General features: G+C 65.3%; 15 protein-coding genes and 1 tRNA gene. 9 read left to right on the top strand and 7 right to left on the bottom strand.

What is annotated here, in order from left to right; genetic code table 11:
- Positions 1-3: 3 nt before the first annotated feature.
- Positions 4-2,646: an AAA family ATPase gene (locus B7E02_RS09655; RefSeq protein WP_080795473.1), complete on the top strand. Its 2,643-nt coding sequence runs from the start codon at positions 4-6 to the stop codon at positions 2,644-2,646.
- A gap of 65 nt (positions 2,647-2,711) precedes the next feature.
- Here the strand turns inward: B7E02_RS09655 and B7E02_RS09650 are convergent, their stop codons facing one another.
- Positions 2,712-3,251 (bottom strand): YceI family protein, encoded by a 540-nt coding sequence (locus tag B7E02_RS09650; protein ID WP_080795471.1) that lies wholly within the window; start codon positions 3,249-3,251, stop codon positions 2,712-2,714.
- A gap of 236 nt (positions 3,252-3,487) precedes the next feature.
- On the opposite strand from B7E02_RS09650, the gene B7E02_RS09645 reads away from it, so the two are divergent.
- Both B7E02_RS09645 and B7E02_RS09640 read left to right on the top strand, forming a co-directional pair.
- Positions 3,488-3,964 carry a MarR family winged helix-turn-helix transcriptional regulator gene (locus tag B7E02_RS09645; protein WP_080795468.1) on the top strand — a complete coding sequence of 159 codons (477 nt, stop codon included), beginning with the start codon at positions 3,488-3,490 and terminating at the stop codon, positions 3,962-3,964.
- A 105-nt stretch (positions 3,965-4,069) separates the two neighbouring features.
- A complete protein-coding gene (locus B7E02_RS09640; protein WP_080796880.1) occupies positions 4,070-4,288 on the top strand; it encodes a PspC domain-containing protein in 219 nt (72 codons plus the stop codon).
- A 32-nt stretch (positions 4,289-4,320) separates the two neighbouring features.
- Here the strand turns inward: B7E02_RS09640 and B7E02_RS09635 are convergent, their stop codons facing one another.
- The 6 genes from B7E02_RS09635 to B7E02_RS09610 all read right to left on the bottom strand — a co-directional run bounded on the left by B7E02_RS09635 (position 4,321) and on the right by B7E02_RS09610 (position 9,836).
- Positions 4,321-4,779 (bottom strand): hypothetical protein, encoded by a 459-nt coding sequence (locus B7E02_RS09635; protein ID WP_080795466.1) that lies wholly within the window; start codon positions 4,777-4,779, stop codon positions 4,321-4,323.
- A gap of 185 nt (positions 4,780-4,964) precedes the next feature.
- Positions 4,965-5,037 (bottom strand) — tRNA-Arg (locus B7E02_RS09630).
- Positions 5,038-5,105: 68 nt separating this feature from the next.
- The gene (locus B7E02_RS09625; RefSeq protein ID WP_080795463.1) at positions 5,106-6,725 is read right to left on the bottom strand and encodes an alpha/beta fold hydrolase; all 1,620 of its coding nucleotides are present in this window, start codon (positions 6,723-6,725) and stop codon (positions 5,106-5,108) included.
- Between the two features lie 88 nt (positions 6,726-6,813).
- The gene (locus B7E02_RS09620; RefSeq protein ID WP_080795461.1) at positions 6,814-7,473 is read right to left on the bottom strand and encodes a LutC/YkgG family protein; all 660 of its coding nucleotides are present in this window, start codon (positions 7,471-7,473) and stop codon (positions 6,814-6,816) included.
- A gap of 3 nt (positions 7,474-7,476) precedes the next feature.
- Positions 7,477-9,024: a lactate utilization protein B gene (locus tag B7E02_RS09615; protein ID WP_080796879.1), complete on the bottom strand. Its 1,548-nt coding sequence runs from the start codon at positions 9,022-9,024 to the stop codon at positions 7,477-7,479.
- Between the two features lie 26 nt (positions 9,025-9,050).
- Positions 9,051-9,836 (bottom strand): (Fe-S)-binding protein, encoded by a 786-nt coding sequence (locus tag B7E02_RS09610; RefSeq protein WP_080795456.1) that lies wholly within the window; start codon positions 9,834-9,836, stop codon positions 9,051-9,053.
- A gap of 438 nt (positions 9,837-10,274) precedes the next feature.
- Here B7E02_RS09610 and B7E02_RS09605 point away from each other — a divergent pair, with 438 nt between their 5' ends.
- The 6 genes from B7E02_RS09605 (at position 10,275) to B7E02_RS09580 (ending at position 19,701) form a co-directional block, all read left to right on the top strand.
- Positions 10,275-11,945: an L-lactate permease gene (locus B7E02_RS09605; RefSeq protein ID WP_080795453.1), complete on the top strand. Its 1,671-nt coding sequence runs from the start codon at positions 10,275-10,277 to the stop codon at positions 11,943-11,945.
- Positions 11,946-11,997: 52 nt separating this feature from the next.
- Positions 11,998-13,650, top strand: coding sequence for an arginine--tRNA ligase (gene argS / locus B7E02_RS09600; RefSeq protein WP_080795450.1), 1,653 nt, complete (start codon positions 11,998-12,000; stop codon positions 13,648-13,650).
- Positions 13,650-14,987, top strand: coding sequence for a diaminopimelate decarboxylase (gene lysA / locus B7E02_RS09595; protein WP_080795447.1), 1,338 nt, complete (start codon positions 13,650-13,652; stop codon positions 14,985-14,987). The genes argS and lysA overlap by 1 nt, the downstream gene beginning before the upstream one ends.
- 8 nt (positions 14,988-14,995) lie before the next feature.
- Positions 14,996-17,308 carry a sensor histidine kinase gene (locus B7E02_RS09590; RefSeq protein ID WP_080795445.1) on the top strand — a complete coding sequence of 771 codons (2,313 nt, stop codon included), beginning with the start codon at positions 14,996-14,998 and terminating at the stop codon, positions 17,306-17,308.
- A gap of 207 nt (positions 17,309-17,515) precedes the next feature.
- Positions 17,516-18,172 (top strand): response regulator transcription factor, encoded by a 657-nt coding sequence (locus B7E02_RS09585; protein ID WP_080796878.1) that lies wholly within the window; start codon positions 17,516-17,518, stop codon positions 18,170-18,172.
- A gap of 191 nt (positions 18,173-18,363) precedes the next feature.
- The gene (locus B7E02_RS09580; protein ID WP_080795443.1) at positions 18,364-19,701 is read left to right on the top strand and encodes a homoserine dehydrogenase; all 1,338 of its coding nucleotides are present in this window, start codon (positions 18,364-18,366) and stop codon (positions 19,699-19,701) included.
- The last annotated feature ends 2 nt before the right edge of the window (positions 19,702-19,703 follow it).

Below are 19,703 nucleotides of genomic sequence, written 5' to 3'. Positions count from 1 at the left end.
TGCATGCGCTTCCACAGCATTGAGATCCGGAACTTCCGTGCCATCGACCATCTCCGGCTCGATGATCTTCCCGAGACCGGCGTGGTGGTCATCGAGGGTGACAACGAGCAGGGAAAGTCCTCGATTCTCGAGGCCATCCTGACCGTGCTCACGGAATCCCACAAGACGTCGAAGCAGGCGGTCAGGGCGCTGCAGCCGGTGGACCGCGACGTTGCGGTGATCATCCGCCTCGAGCTCACGGTGGGGCCCGTACGACTGGTCATCAGCAAACAGTTCCTCAAACAGAAGAGCGCCGAACTGCAGATCATCACCCCGCGCCGGGAGAACTACACCGGTGAGCAGGCGGAGTCTCAGTTGACCGAGATCCTGGAATCCCATCTTGACCGTTCGCTGCTGGACGCCCTGTTCATGCGGCAGGGCAATGTCCAGGCCTCCATCAACGCCGTCGGCATTCCCTCGCTGACCAGCGCCCTGAACTCCCGGGACGGCACCGGGGACGACCCGCCGGAGGACACCGAACTCATGGCTGCCGTGGACGCGGAGTACGCCAGGTACTACTCCATCAAGACGGGGAAGGAGTCGAAGGGACTCGCCGCCTTCGGCGACGAGGTGCAGAACGCACGCGCGGAGCTCGATGATGCCCGGGCGGCGGTGTCCACCCTGATTTCCCAGGTCGAACGCGTCGCCCGCCTCGAGCTCGAGCGCACCGGGGCCAGGGAGAAGCTGCCCCTGGCCGAGGAGGAACTTGCTTCTCGACGCCACGACCTCGAGGTGGCAACCGCACTGAAGGCCGCGGCCGAGGAGTCCATCAGACGCCACGCGCAGGCTGAAACCGAGCACCGTGCCGCCGTCGCGGCCCTGTCCGGGCGTACCAGGCTCCGCGAGAGGGCCGCCGCGGCGGAATCCGCCCTGGCGGCAGCGAGGTCCGGGCTCGGGGAGACCGCCACCGCCGCGGAACGGGAGGCGGCACTGATCAGCGAGCGGGAAGCCACGCTGACCCGGGCCAGGGAACGGGAGGCGGAGGCGGTTGCCGCACTCGGGGCGGCACGTTCGACCGTGGCGGCCCTGCGCGCCACGGTAAGGCGTGAGGAGCTCGCCGCGATCATCGAGACCGTGGATGGACTCGACGCCGAGATCCGTTCCCTGCAGACGGCCAGGGCGTCCCGGGTCACCATTGATGAAGCTGACATTGACGCCGTGCAGCGCGCCGTCGATGAGGTCCGGGTGCTCACCGCGCTCCGCCTGGCACACGGCGGGCACATTGACATCAGTGCGCGGGAGGCGACCTTGATCGAGATCGACGGCGCGGACACCGAGATCGGTGAGACCGTGACCTCGCTGGATCTTGATAGGGGTTACGAACTGACCATCGGTGAAGTCGAGCTCAGGGTCACACCCGGCAGGAGCGTGGAGGACAGTCGCGTGGAGCTGGAGGCCGCGGAGGCCGACCTCGCCGAACTACTCGACCGTTTCGGGGTGGACGGCGGTATCGGGGAGTTGCGTTCGCTCCACCGCGCGCAGCTGCAGCAGGCCGCGGAGCTGGAGGCACTGGATCAGCGAAGGACGGCGGCGAGCGGCGGCGCCGACGTCGATGCGCTCCGCGCCGAGCTGGCGGTCCTGTCCGACAACCACGTCGGGGTCACCTCGGAGCTCGGCCTCGAGGAGGCGGACGCGGCGCTCACCGAGGCCGAGACGCAGCGGGAGCGCGCCGGTGGGGATGTCACCCTCGCCGACGCCGCCCTGGACGCACTCAGGCAGCGTCCCGCCGAGCGCGAGCTGACCATCGCGCGCACCCGGATCGAGGGTCTGGCCGCCAATGCCGAGGCGGTGGGCGCCGAGGTCGCCGACGCTGAGGCCGGGGCATCGGATGAGCAGCTGCGCGGGGACGTCGACAAGCGACGCGGCCTGCTCGATGCCGCGGCCGCGGCCCGCGACGCCGCCGTCGGCAGGCTCGAGGACCGTGACCTGGACCTGATTGAGCAGCTCCTCGACGGTGCACTGGCCAACGTCGATTCCTACACCTGCATAATCTCCGACGCCACGACGGAGCTGGTGCGCCTGGAGGGGCACATTGATCTCGCCGCGGGTGCAGAGGAACGCATGTCCAAGGCCGCGGCCGCACTGGAGGCCGCCATCAACCGCAGGGATTCGGAGCTGCGGAGGGCACATGCGGCGCGCCGGCTCCGGGAGGTGATGACCCGCCACCGGGATGAATCACGCAGGCGCTACGCCGCACCCTTCGCGGACAAACTCAATCGCCTGGCCGCCCGCGTTTTCGGAGCCGACACCGATTTCGGCCTCGATGATCAGCTCTCTGTGACCTCGCGCTCCATCGGCGCGCGGACCGTTGACCTGGACCACCTCTCGGGAGGGGCCAGGGAGCAGCTGGCGATACTGACACGGTTCGCGATTGCGGAGCTTGTCGCCGATTCATCCACCCAGGGCGGCGTGCCGGTGTTTATCGATGATGCGCTGGGATCGACGGACCCGGAGCGTCTCCGGCGGATCTCCACCCTCTTCAGCGAGGCCGGGAGGGAATCGCAGGTGTTCGTGCTCACCTGTGTTCCCGAGCGCTACCATTTCGTCGCGCCGAAAACGGTGTACCACATCGATCAGCTGAAACAGGCGGGTGCTCTCGGCGTTTGAACCGGGTTGGGAAATGAAGAGACCCGCGCACCCCGGGAAGGGTGCGCGGGTCGGGATGCTGAGTTCTAGCCCTGCTTGATCGCGGAGGCTTCGATCTCGATCTTGATCTCCTCGGAGACCAGGACGCCGCCGCCGCCCAGCGGTGCCTGCCAGTTGATTCCGAAGTCCTTGCGGTTGATCTTGGCGGTTGCCTCGAAGCCCAGGCGGGTGTTTCCGAAGGGATCCTCGGCGACGCCGCCGACCTCGACCTTGAGGGTCACCGGCTTGGTGGTCTCCTTGATGGTGAGGTTTCCGGTGACGGTGCCCTCGGTCTCGCTCTCAATGTCAAACTTGGTCGCCTCGAAGGTCATATCCGGGTACTTGTCCACGGCGAAGAAATCATCTCCCTTGACATGGGCATCGCGATCGGCGTTGCCGGTGGTGACGGAGGCAGTCTTGATGTCGACCTTCACGGAGGAGTTCTCCGGGTTCTCGACATCGATGACGATGTGGTCCTCGAAATCCGTGAACTGTCCACGGACCTTGGTCACCATTGCGTGACGGGCGACGAACTGGATGGTGGTGTGGGCGGGGTCGAGGGCCCATGTTCCATTGAGGTTGCTCATAGTAATTCCTTCTCAGTCTGAATAATCATGCACAGCGGGGCGTTGAACTGACATCCCGGACCAGGATCCTGGCGAGCTGTCGCCACCCAATACTACTCCACCACCATGGTGATATGTCTACAAATATGGAGAAACTGCTTGACGTGGCAAGTGAAATTGCAGCTCGGGGCTGAATAAAATCCACGGGCAGAACCCGGGATTGAGTGCCGATCGGGGAGAGCGCTAGGGTAGATGACATGACAACACTGCGGTGGCTCAATGATGACGAACAGAAATTGTGGCGCATGATCCTGGCTTCCGTGCGGAAGATGGAGCGAACCATCGACGAGACGCTCCAGGTTGATCATGACCTCACCTCCTCCGAGTTCGCGGTGCTCGCGAGCCTGTCCGAGGCGCAGGGACACGAGATGCGTCTCAGGGACATCTGCTCGGACCTTGAGTGGGACCGCAGCCGCACCTCGCACCAGATCACCCGGATGGATAAGAAGGGGCTGGTCTCGAAGGTCAAGTGCGAGGGCGACGCCCGAGGCGTGATCGTGGAGCTGACCCCGGAGGGGGAAGCGCGACTGAAGCTGGCGGTCCCCGCGCATGTGGAGACGGTGCGACGGGTGATCTTCGATCCCATGACACCGGAGCATGCCGAGGCCCTGAAGAGCTACCTCAGCGCCGCACTCAACTCCGGTGCGTGCGCGGAGAGGGAGGACCGCCCCTGAGATCCGGATTGGGGGTGAAGGTCAGTGGTGTCCCCGATGTGCTTCTCCGGCGACGCGGGCACTGTGGAAAGTGACACCACGAAAGACGACCTCAAGGAGAAGATCATGTCCAACCATCTGCCCGTCCACCGGAAACTGGCCCGCAGCACCCGTGACAAGTGGATCGGCGGCGTCGCCGGCGGCCTGGCCGAAACCTACGGCTGGGACCCCACACTGCTGCGAATCGCCTTCGTGGCCTCCCTGCTGCTCCCGATTCCCGGTTCGCAGATCCTCATCTACCTCATCGCCTGGGCGGTCATCCCCCAGCGCAATGACGGCTTCTAGGGCTCACCCCCGGATCCCCGGCCCGCAGTTGTTCAGGCGGGCCGTGTCAGGCGGTCCACGGTGCGGGTGATCCGCCTGAGGCCCTCCGTGTTACCGCGGTAGAGGCTCTCCAGCGACCAGTGTTTCTTCGGCGAGCGCACCTCGAAGAGACCGCAGACGGTGTCGGAGGAATCGAGCCGGTCGATGTCGCCGCCGTCGAGGGTGAGCACGGAGAGCGCGAAGGGTGAACCCGAGAGGAACGGAACGACCACGCGGGTCGAGCCGTTGTCGATGTGGGACCGGAGATCCTCGCGTACATCGGCGAGAAGCGCGGTCGGTGAGGCGGGCAGCACGGGTGTGTGCTGGGTGAACTCCCCGTCGAGAAGCACACTGCGCACCGTGGCGTCACGGACGGCCGTGAAGAACACGGATGCGGTGAGCAGCCGGAGCTCGGTCGCCTGCTTCTCCTCGATGTCGCAACTTCTCACAATCTCGCCCTTCTCGGTCCTCATGCCCGCTCCGGGGTGGCACCGCCCGGGGGACTGTTACATGGAAATCGGTTAGCAATAATTTAACCACCCGGCCGGTCTTTCCTCAGGAGGTTGCGGTCCGCGGACACGGCCCGGGGGTGGAGGAATAAAAAACCGAGGTCCCAATGTCAGCCGTGTGGCTGCGCATTGGGACCTCGGCGTTGGTGTGCCCCCGATAGGAGTCGAACCTACGACCTTCGGTACCGGAAACCGGTGCTCTATCCACTGAGCTACGGAGGCGAAACGTCATCTGCAATCTCTTGAAGACAACGTTGTGATTCTAACATCACTGCGGCGGGGAATTGCAATCAGGGGGTCGGTACGGGCGCGGTCTCCGCCTGCGCGGGGGCGGGAATATAGCCCGGCGCCGAGGTCGCGGTGGTGTTTCCGGTGTTGAGATAATCCAACAGGATCGAGGTGACCTCGGGGTTCTGACTCCACAGTGTCTGACCATGGCCGGGTCCGTCGACGGTGACCACATGGGCGTTCATCGCGGAGGCGAGCTCCCCGTGGTGGATGTAGGGTGTCTGCGGGTCCCGGGTGCCCTGCAGCATCAGCGGCCGGTGCTCGAGACCGGAGCCGTCAAGGGGCTGGGGTCCGCTGACCGGGGTGGTTCCCGAGCACGCCATGCCCGAGGAGAAGTAGGTGGGACTGGTGAACACGTCCCCGGTGACGAAGTTGGCCCAGAGCAGACGGGGGATATCCGCGTAGTTCGCCGGCACCGAGTTCTCATTGCACATGATCAGCCGTTGCATGTTCGCCGCGGTCACGGCCTGCTCCGCAGCCTCCGGATCCGCGACCTGCGCGCCGAGGTCGGGGACCGGGATCTGTCCCGCGGTGGCGGCGGCCAGGTCCGGCCAGGTATTGGGCTGGGGGAGCGTGGCCCTGGTCAGCACGAGCAGTGAGCTGTTGGCCTGGTTGGCACCGGGATGGAGAATCTGGGTGGCCAGCCCCTGAAGGGTGACGCCGGTGGGGGCGAGAGCGTTGATGGTGTCGATGCCGAGCTGCCCCGAGGAGGTGAGGGCAGGGGGGATGTCACCGATCCGGGCGGGTGGCGGCGCGACGGTGGGGTTTGTCCCCGTTTCCGCAACGATCCGGTTGGACCACGATTGATAGACCTCCAGGGGGGTGTCCCCCAGCCCGTAGGTGTCATTGTTCGCGGCTGTCCAGGAGAGGAAATCGTGGAGGGCGTCGATGTATCCCTGCTCCTGCGTGGCCATGATGCCGTTCCACGCCAGACTGGGCTGCATCGCCGAATCGAGCACCACGCGATCGGTGTGCTGCGGATAGCGGGAGGCGTAGACGGAGCCGAGGTAGGTGCCGTAGGAGACGCCGAAGATGGAGATCCTCTCCTCGCCGAGGGCCCTTCGCACCTGCTCCCAGTCGTTGGCAGTGTTGTCGGTTGTCAGGCTGGCGGTATAGCCGGGAGTGCCGATCTCACAGGAGTCCCTCACGAAGGCTCCCTCACGGGTGAGCAGTGCCACCTCGTCGTATCCGGGGGCCAGCGTGGTGCAGTCGACCGGGGTGGAACCGGGGAGTCCGCGGGGCTGGACGGCCACTAGGTCCCATTGGCTGCGGAGTTCCTCCGGCCAGCGGAAGGCGGTGTTGCCGAAGAACGAGTACGCATCCCCGCTCGGACCCCCCGGATTGCCGAAGAGTGTTCCCTTCGCGGCCCCGGGGCCCGCTGCGGGGACCTTCACGAATCCGACGCTGATCTGCGCGCCTTCGGGATCGGAGTAGTACATCGGGACATCGATGCGTCCGCACTGCGCGGAGGTGATGTCGACGCGGTCGGGACAGTCCTCCCACGTGATCTGTGGAATCTGCTGTGCCGACACGGCCGGGGCGGAAGCGAGTCCGGAGGCCACTGCCAAGGAAGCGCCGAGTGCCGCAACCTTTCGGGCCAGGGAACTGGTCTGTGGGGTCATCGTGGTACACCTAACGTTGAAGCCTGGGCAATTCATGTAAAAGTCTAATGAATTGCCTGGCCCAATGTCGGGTGCGGGGGTGAAAACCCTACCTGAGCACGATCACGATCAGGGTGCGCGGGCCGTGGACGCCTTCGACACGGTTGAGTTCGATGTCGGAGGTGGCCGAGGGCCCGGAGATCATCGTCGTGGGTAACGCGGGGTTGAGGCGCGCGATCATCTCGGGCACACCGTAGACGACGGTCTCCGGCCGCACGATGCAGACGTGGCAGTCCGGGACGAGCGTCAGCGCGCGCCGACCATTGGTGGCGTTGGCCTCCAGACAGATGGTGCCCGTCTGTGCCGAGGTGACGTGGGAGTCGGTGACCACCGCATCGACGTCGTTGAGGTACCGCGGATCGGTGGCCCGGTCATCGGGCAGCGCGGTGCCGGTGTAGGCGTCGAAAAGCGTCGGATCCAGGCCCTCCGCGTAGCGGACGTTCTCCGCACCGCGTCCGGAGAGGATGTCGGCGATGGTCGCGCCCAGCTCCCCGGCCCCGCATTCGCGGACCTCGGCCTTGTAGTCGATGAGCCGGTCGATGAGAATCTCCCGGATCTCCTCCGCCGGCAGGTCGGTGGCGGTGTGGTAGTTGCGGGTGACCTCGTATCCGTCGGTGGGCTTCCCCGCGAGCGCCTGGGCGTTGCGGATACGGGAGAGGATCTCCTGCTTGGCGGCGGTGTTGCGCGGTGAATCGGTTGAGGTGCTCATGACCTAGTTCTCCTTGCTTTCAGCGGGATTGTCATCCGGTCCGACCTCCTGCGTTCCCGCGGTGTGCTCCGGCACGCCCTCGGCACGCGAACGGGCGAGCAGGTCGCGGGCCTCCTCGGATTCGAACCACTGGCGGAAGGACTTCTTCGGGGGCACCGCGGTGTCACGGGAGTTGGACCAGCCGGCCAGGAACAGCGGGAGATGCTCAATCTTGCCGTTGAAGCCGCCGAGCACCCGGCCGAGGACAACCATGTGCGCCACGGTGTCCCACAGTTTGGCGTTACCCCACAGGAGCTGCATGCTGCCCATGATCGCGCCCTCGATCTTCGGCTTGTGGTGCTCGATCTTCTGGTGCCGCAGCTCCAAGAGCGCGTCGGTGATCGGAATCTTGACAGGGCAGACCTCGTTGCAGCGACCACACAGTGAGGAGGCGTAGGGCAGTGAGGAATTGGGGTCCTCTGCCGAATCCATGCCGGTGAGCTGCGGTGTGAGGATCGCGCCGATCGGGCCGGGATAGGTCGAGCCGTAGGCGTGTCCGCCGGCCCGTTCGTAGACGGGACACACATTGAGGCAGGCGGAGCAGCGGATGCACTTGAGCGCCTCGCGGCCGATGTCATTGGACAGCGCGGCGGTGCGGCCGTTGTCCAGCAGCACGACGTGGAAGTTCTGCGGGCCGTCTCCCTCGGTCACACCCGACCACAGGGAGGTGTAGGGGTTCATGCGCTCGCCAGTCGAGGAACGCGGGAGCAGCTGCAGGAACACCTCGAAGTCCTTGAAGGTGGGCAGGAGCTTCTCAATGCCCATCACCGTGATCAGGGTCTCCGGAAGGGTCAGGCACATGCGGCCGTTGCCCTCGGACTCGACGATGGAGACGGTTCCGGTTTCGGCGATACCGAAGTTGCAGCCGGAGATGGCCACCTTCGCGCGCATGAACTGCTGGCGCAGGAACAGGCGCGAGGCCTCGGCGAGATCGGCGGGGTTGCTCGAGAGAGTTTCATCGGTGTCGGGCATCTCGCGGACGAAGATCTCGCGGATCTCCGCGCGGTTGCGGTGGATGGCGGGAACCAGGATGTGCGAGGGGGTGTCATGGCCGAGCTGGACGATCAGCTCGGCGAGGTCGGTCTCTCTGGCGAAGATTCCGGCCTCCTCGAGTTGTTCGTTGAGTGCGATCTCCTGGGTGGCCATGGACTTGATCTTCACCACGTCCTTCTCACCGGTCTCCTTGACCAGTTCGGTGACGATCCGGCCCGCGTCCGCGGCGTCGCGCGCCCAGTGGACGTGTCCACCGCGGGCGGTGACCGCCGCCTCGAACTGCTCGAGCAGCTCGGGCAGTCGGGAGAGGACGTCGCGCTTGATGCCCGAACCGGCCTCGCGCAGGTCCTCCCAGTCGTCGACCTCCCCGACCACGGCCGCACGCTTGTTGCGGATGGTGGTGGTGGCCTTGTTCAGGTTGTGGCGCTGGGTGGCGTTGTTGAGCTCGTGGGTTGCGGCCTTGGTGAAGGTCTCGGTGCCGCGCAGATGACCGGGTGAATGCGGGGCCCTGGGGGGCATCACCGGGTTGGACAGTCGGATGGTGGTCACAGCATTGCCTCCCGTGAGTAGACGGCGGACGTGGGGGTCCAGGGATGATCCTTGGTGGATGCCAGAATTTCGGCCATGTGGAGGGCGCGGACGCCGGTGCGCTGCCTGGACAGGGAACCGACGATGTTCATCAGGCAGGAGGAGTCGCCGCCGGTGACGTACTCGGCGCCGGAATCCTTGATGTGGCGTACCTTGTCGGCGACCATGGAGGCGGAGGTCTCGGCGTTCTTGATGGAGAAGGTGCCACCGAAGCCGCAGCACTCCTCGACATTGTCCAGCGGAATCAGATCCAGGCCCTCGACGTTGCGCAGCAGCTGGAAGGGCTTGTCACCGACCTTGAGAAAACGCGCGGAGTGGCAGGAGGAGTGGAAGGTCACCGAATGCGGGAAGAAGGCGCCGAGCTGATCGGTTTCCAGGACGTCGATGAGGAACTCACTGAGCTCATAGCTCTTCTTCGACGCGGTTGAGGCTCCACTGACCAGGGCTTTGTCCCCATAACGTTCGGCGACTCGGGCGTGCTCCTCCCGGACCGCGCCGATGCAGGATCCCGACGGTGCCACGACGTAGTCGATGGAGGGATCGGCGAAGGCGTCCACATAGTTGCGGATCACCGGGATCGCCTCCTTCTGGTATCCGGTGTTGACGTGCATCTGGCCACAACAGGTCTGCTTCTCGGGGAAGACAACCTCGTGTCCGAGCCGGGAGAGAATCACCGCGGTGGCCTTGGACGCGTCGGGGAACATCGCATCACCGATGCAGGTGGAAAATAGTGCAATTCGCACTGTGCGCTCCTCACGATTGACGGAAAATAATAGTTAAAACCTTTTAAAAACGGGAGGGGAGTCCCGAACTTCGACTCTGACCGACGTGCGACGGAATATGTCGCGTCACCCGACAATTCGCGTGTCGAATACCCCGTCACATGTCGTATGACGCTTCCACCCTACCCGCTTTCCCCCGCCGATGGGCAACCGGCCGCCCTGTGATTTCCGGCAATCTACCTGCGCTTATTTAAGCAACATAGATGTTGCCTAATGATTCCGGTGTCCCCCCGGGGCCGGGGGTGGAAACGGGGCGCACGGGGGTGGGCAATGACAATCTTCACAACCACGGACACGCCCGCGCGGGCGGGCAGATACTGAAAGGGATGCCAATAACCGCGTTCGTGCGTGCCGACGCCCCCATTCGAGCCACGAACCCTCCCACAAGGAGTCACCACCATGAATCTGCTGATCGCAGCGGAGCACATCACCCACCCGGATATCGTCGGAGGAAGTATCGCGCTCTCGGCGCTGTGCGGCATCTTGCCGCTCGTCGCCTTTTTCGTGTTCCTCATGGTGCTCAAGTGGAAGGCGCACACCTCCGCGATCGCCTCCGTGGCGGTGGCGCTGCTCATCGCCGTGCTGGCGTTCCGGATGCCGGCGGGGCTGGCACTGTTGTCGCTGACCGAGGGCATCGGATTCGGTCTGTTTCCGGTGGTCTTCATCATCTGGATGGCGGTCTGGATCTATGACCTGACCGTCCAGTCGCACCGCTTCGAGGACCTGCGCAGCATCTTCTCGGTCATCGGCCGCGGCGACATGCGGGTCCAGGCGATGCTGATCGGATTCGCCTTCGGCGGACTCCTCGAGGCCCTCGCCGGCTTCGGAGCGCCGATCGCCATCGTCGCGGCGATGCTTTTGGCCATCGGGATGAAGCCCATGAAGGCCGCGGTGGTCACCCTGGTGGCCAATGCGGCCCCGGTCGCCTTCGGGGCGATGGCCATCCCGGTGACCACCGCGGGACTGCTCACCAACATCCCGCCCGCCGACGTCGCCGCGATGGCGGGTCGGCAGGTCTCCCTGCTGGCGCTCGTGGTCCCCTTCTGCCTGTGCGTGATCATGGACGGGATGCGCGGACTGCGCCAGGTGTGGCCGATGGCGCTGGTCCTCGGCGTCTCCTTCGGTGGCGGACAGTTCCTGGCCTCCAACTACTTCTCCTATGAACTCACCGATGTCGTGGCCTGTCTGCTGTCCCTGATCGTCGGCATCTCCTTCCTGCGCGTGTGGGCGCCGACCACCCCCGCGGACCAGGCCTCCCAGATCGACACCTCCGGACAGCGACTGGAACCCGGACGCATCGCCCTTGCCCTTTTCCCCTATGTGCTCATCGTCGTTGTCTTCGCCCTCACCAGCCTCTGGCGCATCGGAATGGACCTGCCCGCACTGCTGAAGTCCACCGACCTGCACATCCCGTGGCCCGCCCTGGACGGGCACCTGCACACCGAGTCCGGTGCCGCGATCTCCGGCACCGTGTTCAACTTCAACTGGCTGTCCAACCCCGGCACGATCCTGTTCCTCTGCGGTGTGATCACCGTGGCCGTCTACACCGTGGCCGGACGGGGCGGGAACTATCCCATGAGCTTTGCCGCCGGTTTCAGGCAGCTGTTCAAGGGCGCGTACAACATGCGCTTCTCGGCCTTGACGATCGCCTCGGTCATGGGACTTGCGTATGTGATGAACTTTTCCGGGCAGACCGGCGCGATCGGAGCGTTCCTGGCCACCTCCGGGGTTCTCTTCCCGCTGATCTCACCGGTGCTGGGGTGGATCGGCACCGCGGTGACGGGATCCGCGACATCCTCCAACGCGCTCTTCGCGCAGATGCAGCACACCGCCGCCGCCGAGGTCGGCGCGAGCCCGACGCTGCTGGTGGCCGCGAACACCTCCGGGGCGGTGCTGGGCAAGATGATGTCGCCGCAGACTCTGACCATCGTCGCAGCGGCGACGAAGCAGGAGAACAACGAGGGCGAAATCATGAAATCTGCGTGGATGTACTCCATCGGTCTGCTCGCCCTGATGTGCGTCCTGGTCTTTTTGCAGTCGACTCCCGTGCTGGGCTGGATGGTCGTTTAAAAAATACCCTGTGTTCGGTGGAGGTGGTGGGCCTCGGCTAGAATTTCTCCCCATGACACCAGCCGATCTTGCGACACTGATCAAGCAGAACGCGGTCGAGGTTCTCACCTCTCGCGATCTGGACGCCTCTGTGATCCCCGAAGAGGTCGTCGTGGAGCGTCCGCGCAATCCCGAGCACGGCGATTACGCCACCAACCTTGCACTTCAGGTGGCGCGCGGGATCGGCGTCAACCCACGGGAGCTGGCCTCCTGGTTGGCGGGGGCACTGTCCTCCGACCCCGCCATCGACACCGCCGACATCGCAGGTCCGGGGTTCATCAACATCCGGCTGGCCGCCGCGGCGCAGGGTGAGATCGTGGCCCGGATCCTGGAGCAGGGCGCGGACTTCGGACACTCCGACCACCTCTCGCATCTGGACGTCAACCTGGAGTTCGTCTCCGCGAACCCCACCGGACCCATCCACCTCGGTGGAACACGCTGGGCCGCCGTGGGCGATTCCCTGGGGCGTGTCCTCGAGGCCTCGGGCGCGAAGGTGACGCGCGAGTACTACTTCAACGACCACGGTCGCCAGATTGATCGCTTCGCGCTCTCGCTCGTCGCCGCCGCCAAGGGGGAGCCCACCCCCGAAGACGGCTACGGTGGGGAGTACATCAATGACATCGCCCAGCGCATCCTCGCAGATCACCCCGATGTGCTGAGCCTCGAGCCGGCACAGCTGCAGGAGACGTTCCGAGCCGCGGGCGTGGAGATGATGTTCGAGCACATCAAATCCTCATTGCACGAGTTCGGCACCGATTTCGATGTCTTCTTCCACGAAAACTCCCTCTTCGAGTCCGGGGCGGTGGATCGGGCCGTCCGTACACTCAAGGACAACGGCAGCCTCTACGAGTCCGAGGGCGCATGGTGGCTGCGTACCACCGAATTCGGCGATGACAAGGACCGCGTGGTCATCAAATCCAATGGTGATGCCGCATATATCGCCGGTGACATCGCCTACGTGGCCGACAAGTTCAGCCGCGGACACAACCTCAACATCTACATGCTCGGTGCGGACCACCACGGCTACATCGTGCGGCTGAAGACGGCGGCCGCCGCACTGGGCTACGACCCGGCGGGCGTCGAGGTGCTCATCGGTCAGATGGTCAACCTCCTCCGCGACGGCGTGGCGGTGCGGATGTCCAAGCGCGCGGGAACCGTGGTGACCCTCGACGATCTCGTCGAGGCGATCGGTATCGACGCCGCGCGGTACTCGTTGATCCGGTCCTCCGTCGATTCGAGTCTCGACATCGATCTCGGCCTGTGGGAATCACAGTCCTCGGACAACCCCGTCTACTACGTCCAGTACGGACACGCCCGACTGTGCTCGATCGCCCGCAGGGCCGCCGAGCTCGGCGTCACCCATGATGATGCCGATCTCTCACTGCTGACCCATCAGCGCGAGGGCGAGCTCATCCGCACCCTCGGTGAGTTTCCCGCCGTGGTCAGGGCGGCGGCTGATCTTCGCGAGCCCCACCGTGTCGCCCGCTACGCGGAGGAACTGGCCGGCACCTTCCACCGTTTCTACGACACCTGCCAGATCCTGCCGAAGGCCGGCGAGGAGGTGGCACCGATCCACGGTGCCCGCCTGGCGCTCGCGGCCGCCACCCGCCAGACGCTGGCCAACGCACTCGGACTTGTCGGTGTCACCGCCCCGGAGAGGATGTAATGAGCTCCACCGAAAGCTTCAATGAGCTGCCCGCCCATGTCTGGCCCCGCAATGCTGTCCGCCAGGAGGACGGGGTGGTCACCATCGCGGGTGTACCGCTTCCCGACCTCGCCGAGGAGTTCGGCACCCCGCTGTTCGTGGTCGATGAGGATGACTTCCGTTCGCGCTGCCGGGATATGGCCGATGCCTTCGGTGGCCCGGACAGGGTCCACTACGCCTCCAAGGCGTTCCTGTGCAAAACCATCGCCAACTGGGTGGACGAGGAGGGGATGTCACTGGACATCGCCTCCGTCAATGAGCTCGGGATAGCCCTGGCCGCGGGATTTCCCGCAGGCAGGATCACCGCTCACGGAAACAACAAGGATGCGGACTTCCTCCGCGCCTGCGTGCGTTCCGGAGTCAGCCACGTTGTTCTGGATTCGGCACAGGAACTGGAACTGCTCGACTACGTCGCGGCGGGGGAGGCGAAGGTCCAGGATGTGCTGATCCGGGTCAAACCGGGCATCGAGGCCCACACCCACGAGTTCATCGCGACCAGCCACGAGGATCAGAAATTCGGATTCTCCCTCGCCTCCGGGTCGGCCTTCGCCGCGGCGACGGCGGCGGTCAGGGCGGAAAACCTCAACCTGGTCGGCCTGCACTGCCATGTCGGCTCCCAGGTGTTCGACGCCGAGGGTTTCAAACTCGCCGCCGAGCGCGTCCTGCAGCTGTACTCCCAGATCCACGCCGAACTCGGGGTGGCACTGCCGGAACTGGATCTCGGCGGTGGATACGGAATCGCCTACACCGCCGATGAGGAACCACTCGACGTCGCCGCAGTGGCCAGGGATCTCCTGACGGCGGTGGACCGCACCGCCGCCGAACTCGGTATCACGGCGCCGGTGGTTCTCGTCGAACCCGGCCGGGCGATCGCCGGACCGTCCACGGTGACCGTCTACGAGGTGGGAACCATCAAGGACGTGTCCATCGAGGATGGCGGCACGCGTCGCTACGTCTCGGTCGACGGCGGAATGTCGGACAATATCAGGCCGGCACTCTACGGTTCCATCTACGATGCCCGCGTGGTCTCCCGATTCGTCGAGGGGGATCCGGTGGCGAGCCGTGTCGTCGGCTCGCACTGCGAATCAGGGGACATCCTGATCAATGACGAGAACTATCCCGATGACATCCGTCCCGGTGATCTCCTCGCACTGGCGGCCACGGGCGCGTACTGCTACGCGATGAGTTCGCGCTACAACGCCTTCACCCGCCCGGCGGTGGTGTCCGTGAGAGCCGGTACGGCCAGGTTGATGCTGCGACGCGAAACCCTGGACGATATCCTCGCCCTCGAGGTCTAGGCCCGGGCGTGACCGGCTCTCTCGACAGCTCGGGTCTGCCCGCCGATTTCTTCGCGCCCGCGGTCCGGCACGGCACGTACACGCCGGCACCCCCGGCGGACAGGGGGACCGGGCCCCGCGGCGCCGCGACCGATTCGCTGCTGCGGGTTATCGCGATCGGTGGGGGACTGGCCTGGATCGCCCTGCTGTACCAGACCCTCCGGATGATGCCCCACCGTTTGGATCCGGCGGCCGGAACCCCCGCACAGGTGGTGGCCTGGGGATCGTGGTGGCTCCTTGTCGCGGGGGCGGTTGCGGTAACCCTCACCGGTGTATTCCACCTCAGGCGTCTCTACTCGCCGGTTATGGGCACCGCCGCCGGGATCTACATCCTTCTCGTGCTCGCACACCTGGTTATGCGGTGCGCCGCGGGGAACTCATTGTTCGAACCGATCAAACTCGGTGATTTTTCGGCCGTCCCCGCAGCCCTGCTGGTTGCGGCGTGGCCCGGGGCGGCGTCGATAGGCATCGCCCTGGCGGCGGTGATGCTGTCCGCGGCCGTGAACCAGGGCAGTCCGCTCGGGTTCGGACTGCTTCTCGAGGTGGTGCACGCGGTGGTACCCGTCGGCCCGTTTCTCTACCTCATCTCCAACGGTCTGAACACAACGCGAACCATTGACCGGGCCGTGGACAGGACCCGCCGGGAGTCACTGGTCCTGGCCAGAGAGAAGGCGCTCGCGGATTCTGCGAACCGTTTCATGGCCTATATCCACGATCACGTCCTCACGCAGCTGTCCGCACTGTGGCGCGGGACGGTGCCGGTGACCGCCGACAGCATAGCCGGGTTGATGGGTGGGGCGGCGGAGGTGGACCCGGGCACGGATGAGGTACTGCATGACATGATCACCGGGATCTCCGCCGCCGTCACCGAGGAGTACCCGGATACGACCATCTCCGTATCCGGTGCCGAATCCCTCATGCACCTGCGGGTGCCCGCCGACGTTGCCGAGGCGCTCACCGATGCACTTCGGCAGGCTGCCGCCAACGTTGCCGAACACGCGGGCGGATCGCATGCGCGACTCTCGGTGGCGGTGGTGGCGGACAACGGGTTGAGGATCCGTGCCTCGCTGGTCGATGACGGGCCGGGATTCACCACCGCGGGTGTGGCCGATGACCGCGCGGGCATTCGTGTCAGCGTCCTCGGTCGGCTGCGGCACACCGACGGTTGCACCGCGGAGGTGATCGGCAGCCCGGGGCAGGGGACCGAGGTCGTTGTCGGATGGTCCCAGCAGGTCGGGTGCCCCGGCCTGCACCCCACCGGCGATGAACTGCCCGAGCGCGAGCTGCCCTCGGTGTACGGATCGATGGGGTTCGCGGACATTTACCGGCCCCTGTTCGCCGTCGGTGTGTGGCTGCTGTTTCTCGCCATGTCACTGACCAATGATCAAACCAGGCCCCTTTTCTGGGTGGGCTCACTGATCGCGGCGGGCGTGGCACTGTGGTCGATGGTGCAGCACCGCGACGAGCAGCTTCCACCCCGCCTTGTTGTGCTCGCGATCCTGTCAACCTGGGTGTTCTATGCGCTGGCCGCCGCGGTGGACATCGTTGATGAGCCGACCTGGCCCAACAACTGGTTCCCCTGGGTGGGGACCCTCCTGGCCGCCCTTCTGGCGCTGCGCAGCCGTCCGCTCGCGGGCACGCTCTCCTGGGTGGGGTGCATGGTCATCGGAATGGTCTTCCACTCTCTCGGATACCAGTCCATGTTTCTCGCGCTCCCGCACTCCTGGTGGCACACGATGGTTCTGGTCCCCTCCGTGCTGCTGCCGTGGATGGTCAAGAGGATTTCCGATGGGCTTCCGCTTCTGCTCGCCGATCGCCGGACCCTCGACGTCGACGCGACGATGGAACGCACCAGACACGAATTCGTCGCGCGCTCGCAGGAATGGCTCGACCACCGCTTCCGCGAGCTGTTCCGTGCCGATCGCAGCGCCGAGCAGCAGGCCACGGCCGCGCACCTGATGGAAAGACGGCTGCGTGACTCCATACGCTCACCGCTTCTCGACGTCCCTTCCATCACCGCCGCCACCTGGGACGCGCGGTTGCGCGGTGCCAGGGTGAAGCTTCTCGACGACCGTTCCGCCAGGGATGCCACATCATCACCCCCGGGACCGGGGGAGGCGATGGCCCGTTTGAATGCTGTGCTGCTTCCCTGCCTTGACGCCGCCGGTTCGGGGGATTCGGTGACCGTGCGGGTGCTTCCCCGGGGTCGGCCGACCTTTGCCACGGTTATGATGCGTCGGGCCGGCGCCGAGGAATCGAGGTTGGAGCGGATTCCCGCGTAGGACTCGCCGACACCGCGGTGATCCCGCCCGGGACGCGGCCCGACCGGTGCCTTCGGTTGCAGGGAAGGGCCTCCGGCCTTAGGGCCCCGGGTGCTCTGGCCGGCGGGGCACCCGGAGAGGCCGCCGTGGTGTGAGGTATTGAACACAGTTCAAAACATGCCCTGGCCAGTGTCTGTCCAGTCCTCATCCGTGTCCTATTCTGTATTCATGGCCCTAAATATCATTGCCGTGGACGACCACACCGTAGCCCTCACCGGCACCGCCGCGCTGCTGGAAAGGTTCTCCAACTTCGCACTGGTCGGTTCCTTCCAGTCTGTGGATGACGCCTGCCACTTCGTTACCGAGGACTCTGCGCACACCGTGGATCTGGTCATGCTCGATCTCAGGCTCGCGGACGGATCGGACCCGTACACGAACGTCAAGCGGTTTCAGGAACTGGGGATTCCGGCACTGATCTTCTCGTCGCTGGTGAGTCCCTACCTGACCAGACGCGCCCTCAACGCCGGCGCGGCCGGGATCCTGGAAAAGACCGCCACCGCCGAGGACATCGCCGAGGCGATCATGACTGTGTGCAAGGGGGACACCTATGCGACGGCGGACTGGGCGAGCATCATCGACTCGGACCCGTTCCTCGGTGCGGTCGACCTCTCCCCGCGCCAGCTGGAGGTGCTGGAGCTGTACGCATCGGGCGAATCGGCGAAACAGGTCGCCTCCGCCATCGGTCTGTCCACCGAAACTGTGCAGGACTACCTCAACAGGATTCGGAAGAAGTACGCGCAGGCGGGTCGACCCGCGAACACGAAGGTGGACATGTACCGCCGGGCGCAGGAGGATGGCTATCTTCCAGGTCCCTTCGGATACTGAGCGCCGGAGGGGACCACGGTTCCGGGAATGTTCAAACAACCGTGAAACGATTAAGCTGACGGAGGTTACAACCCGTCCACCTCACCCGACCGCAATTATTAAGACCGCTTTGTCTATACTGGCACAGTGGCCCGGCGCAAAGGTCGGGCGGTCCGCATCAACGAGGCACCCACAGGAGCACCAGGATTACTATGACCAGCACATCCGAGAACAGCTTCAACCCCGGAAAAGGACCCGGCTCACCGGTCGGTGTCGCCCTACTGGGCTATGGAACCGTCGGCTCCGAGGTGCTGCGCCTGATGACCGAGTACGCGGGCGAACTCGAACACCGTATCGGTGGTCCCCTGGTGCTCAAGGGGGTCGCGGTCTCCGATACCTCCAAGCCACGCGCCGGGGTGGCACCGGAGCTGCTGACCGAGGACGCCTTCGCCCTCATCGCCCGCGATGATGTCGATATCGTCGTCGAGGTCATCGGCGGCATCGACTACGCACGGCAGGTCGTCCTCGCCGCACTCAAGGCGGGCAAATCCGTGGTCACCGCCAACAAGGCGCTCGTGGCCGCGCACTCCGCCGAGCTTGACGACGCCGCGGAGGCGTCAAACGTCGATCTCTACTACGAGGCCGCCGTTGCAGCCGCCATCCCCGTTGTCGGCCCCCTGCGCCGCTCCCTCGCCGGCGACCAGATCCAGTCGGTGATGGGTATCGTCAACGGCACCACCAACTTCATCCTGGACGCCATGGATTCCACCGGCGCGAACTACGATGACATGCTGGCGGAGGCGACCCGCCTGGGTTACGCCGAGGCCGACCCCACCGCGGACGTCGAGGGCCACGATGCCGCCTCGAAGGCGGCGATCCTCGCGTCTCTGGCCTTCCACACCCGGGTCACCATCGATGATGTCTACTGTGAGGGGATCTCCTCGATCACCGCCGGCGACATTGATGCCGCCAAGCAGGCGGGGCACACAATCAAGCTTCTGGCCATCTGCGAGAAGATCACGGACAAGGACGGAAATCAGGCGATCTCCGCGCGGGTGCATCCCACCCTTATTCCCCGTGACCACCCGCTGGCCAGTGTGAACAAGTCCTTCAATGCCGTGTTCGTCGAGGCAGAGGCCGCCGGTCGGCTGATGTTCTACGGCAACGGTGCAGGTGGCGCGCCCACCGCCTCGGCCGTCCTCGGCGATGTCGTGGGTGCAGCCCGCAACAAGGTCCACGGCGGACGCGCCCCGGGGGCCTCGACCTACGCCAACCTCCCCATCGCGGACTTCGGCGACACCCCGACCCGCTATCACGTGGACATGGAGGTCGTCGATCGCGTCGGAGTGCTCGCCGAGCTCGCCAGCCTCTTCTCCGATCGCGGCATCTCCCTGCGCACCATCCGCCAGGAGGAGGTCGGGGAGCACGCGCGGCTGATCGTGGTCACCCACTCCGCGCTCGAATCCGACCTGCACGCCACCGTCGAGGCGCTGAAGGACATGCCCGTTGTCAAGGAAATCAACAGCGTCATCCGTCTGGAAAGGGACTAAAT

The sequence above is a fragment of the Corynebacterium pacaense genome (genome assembly GCF_900169525.1).
Classification (GTDB): domain Bacteria; phylum Actinomycetota; class Actinomycetes; order Mycobacteriales; family Mycobacteriaceae; genus Corynebacterium; species Corynebacterium pacaense.
Note: the sequence above shows the minus strand (reverse complement) of the source record. Positions and strands in the feature narration are given on the sequence as shown.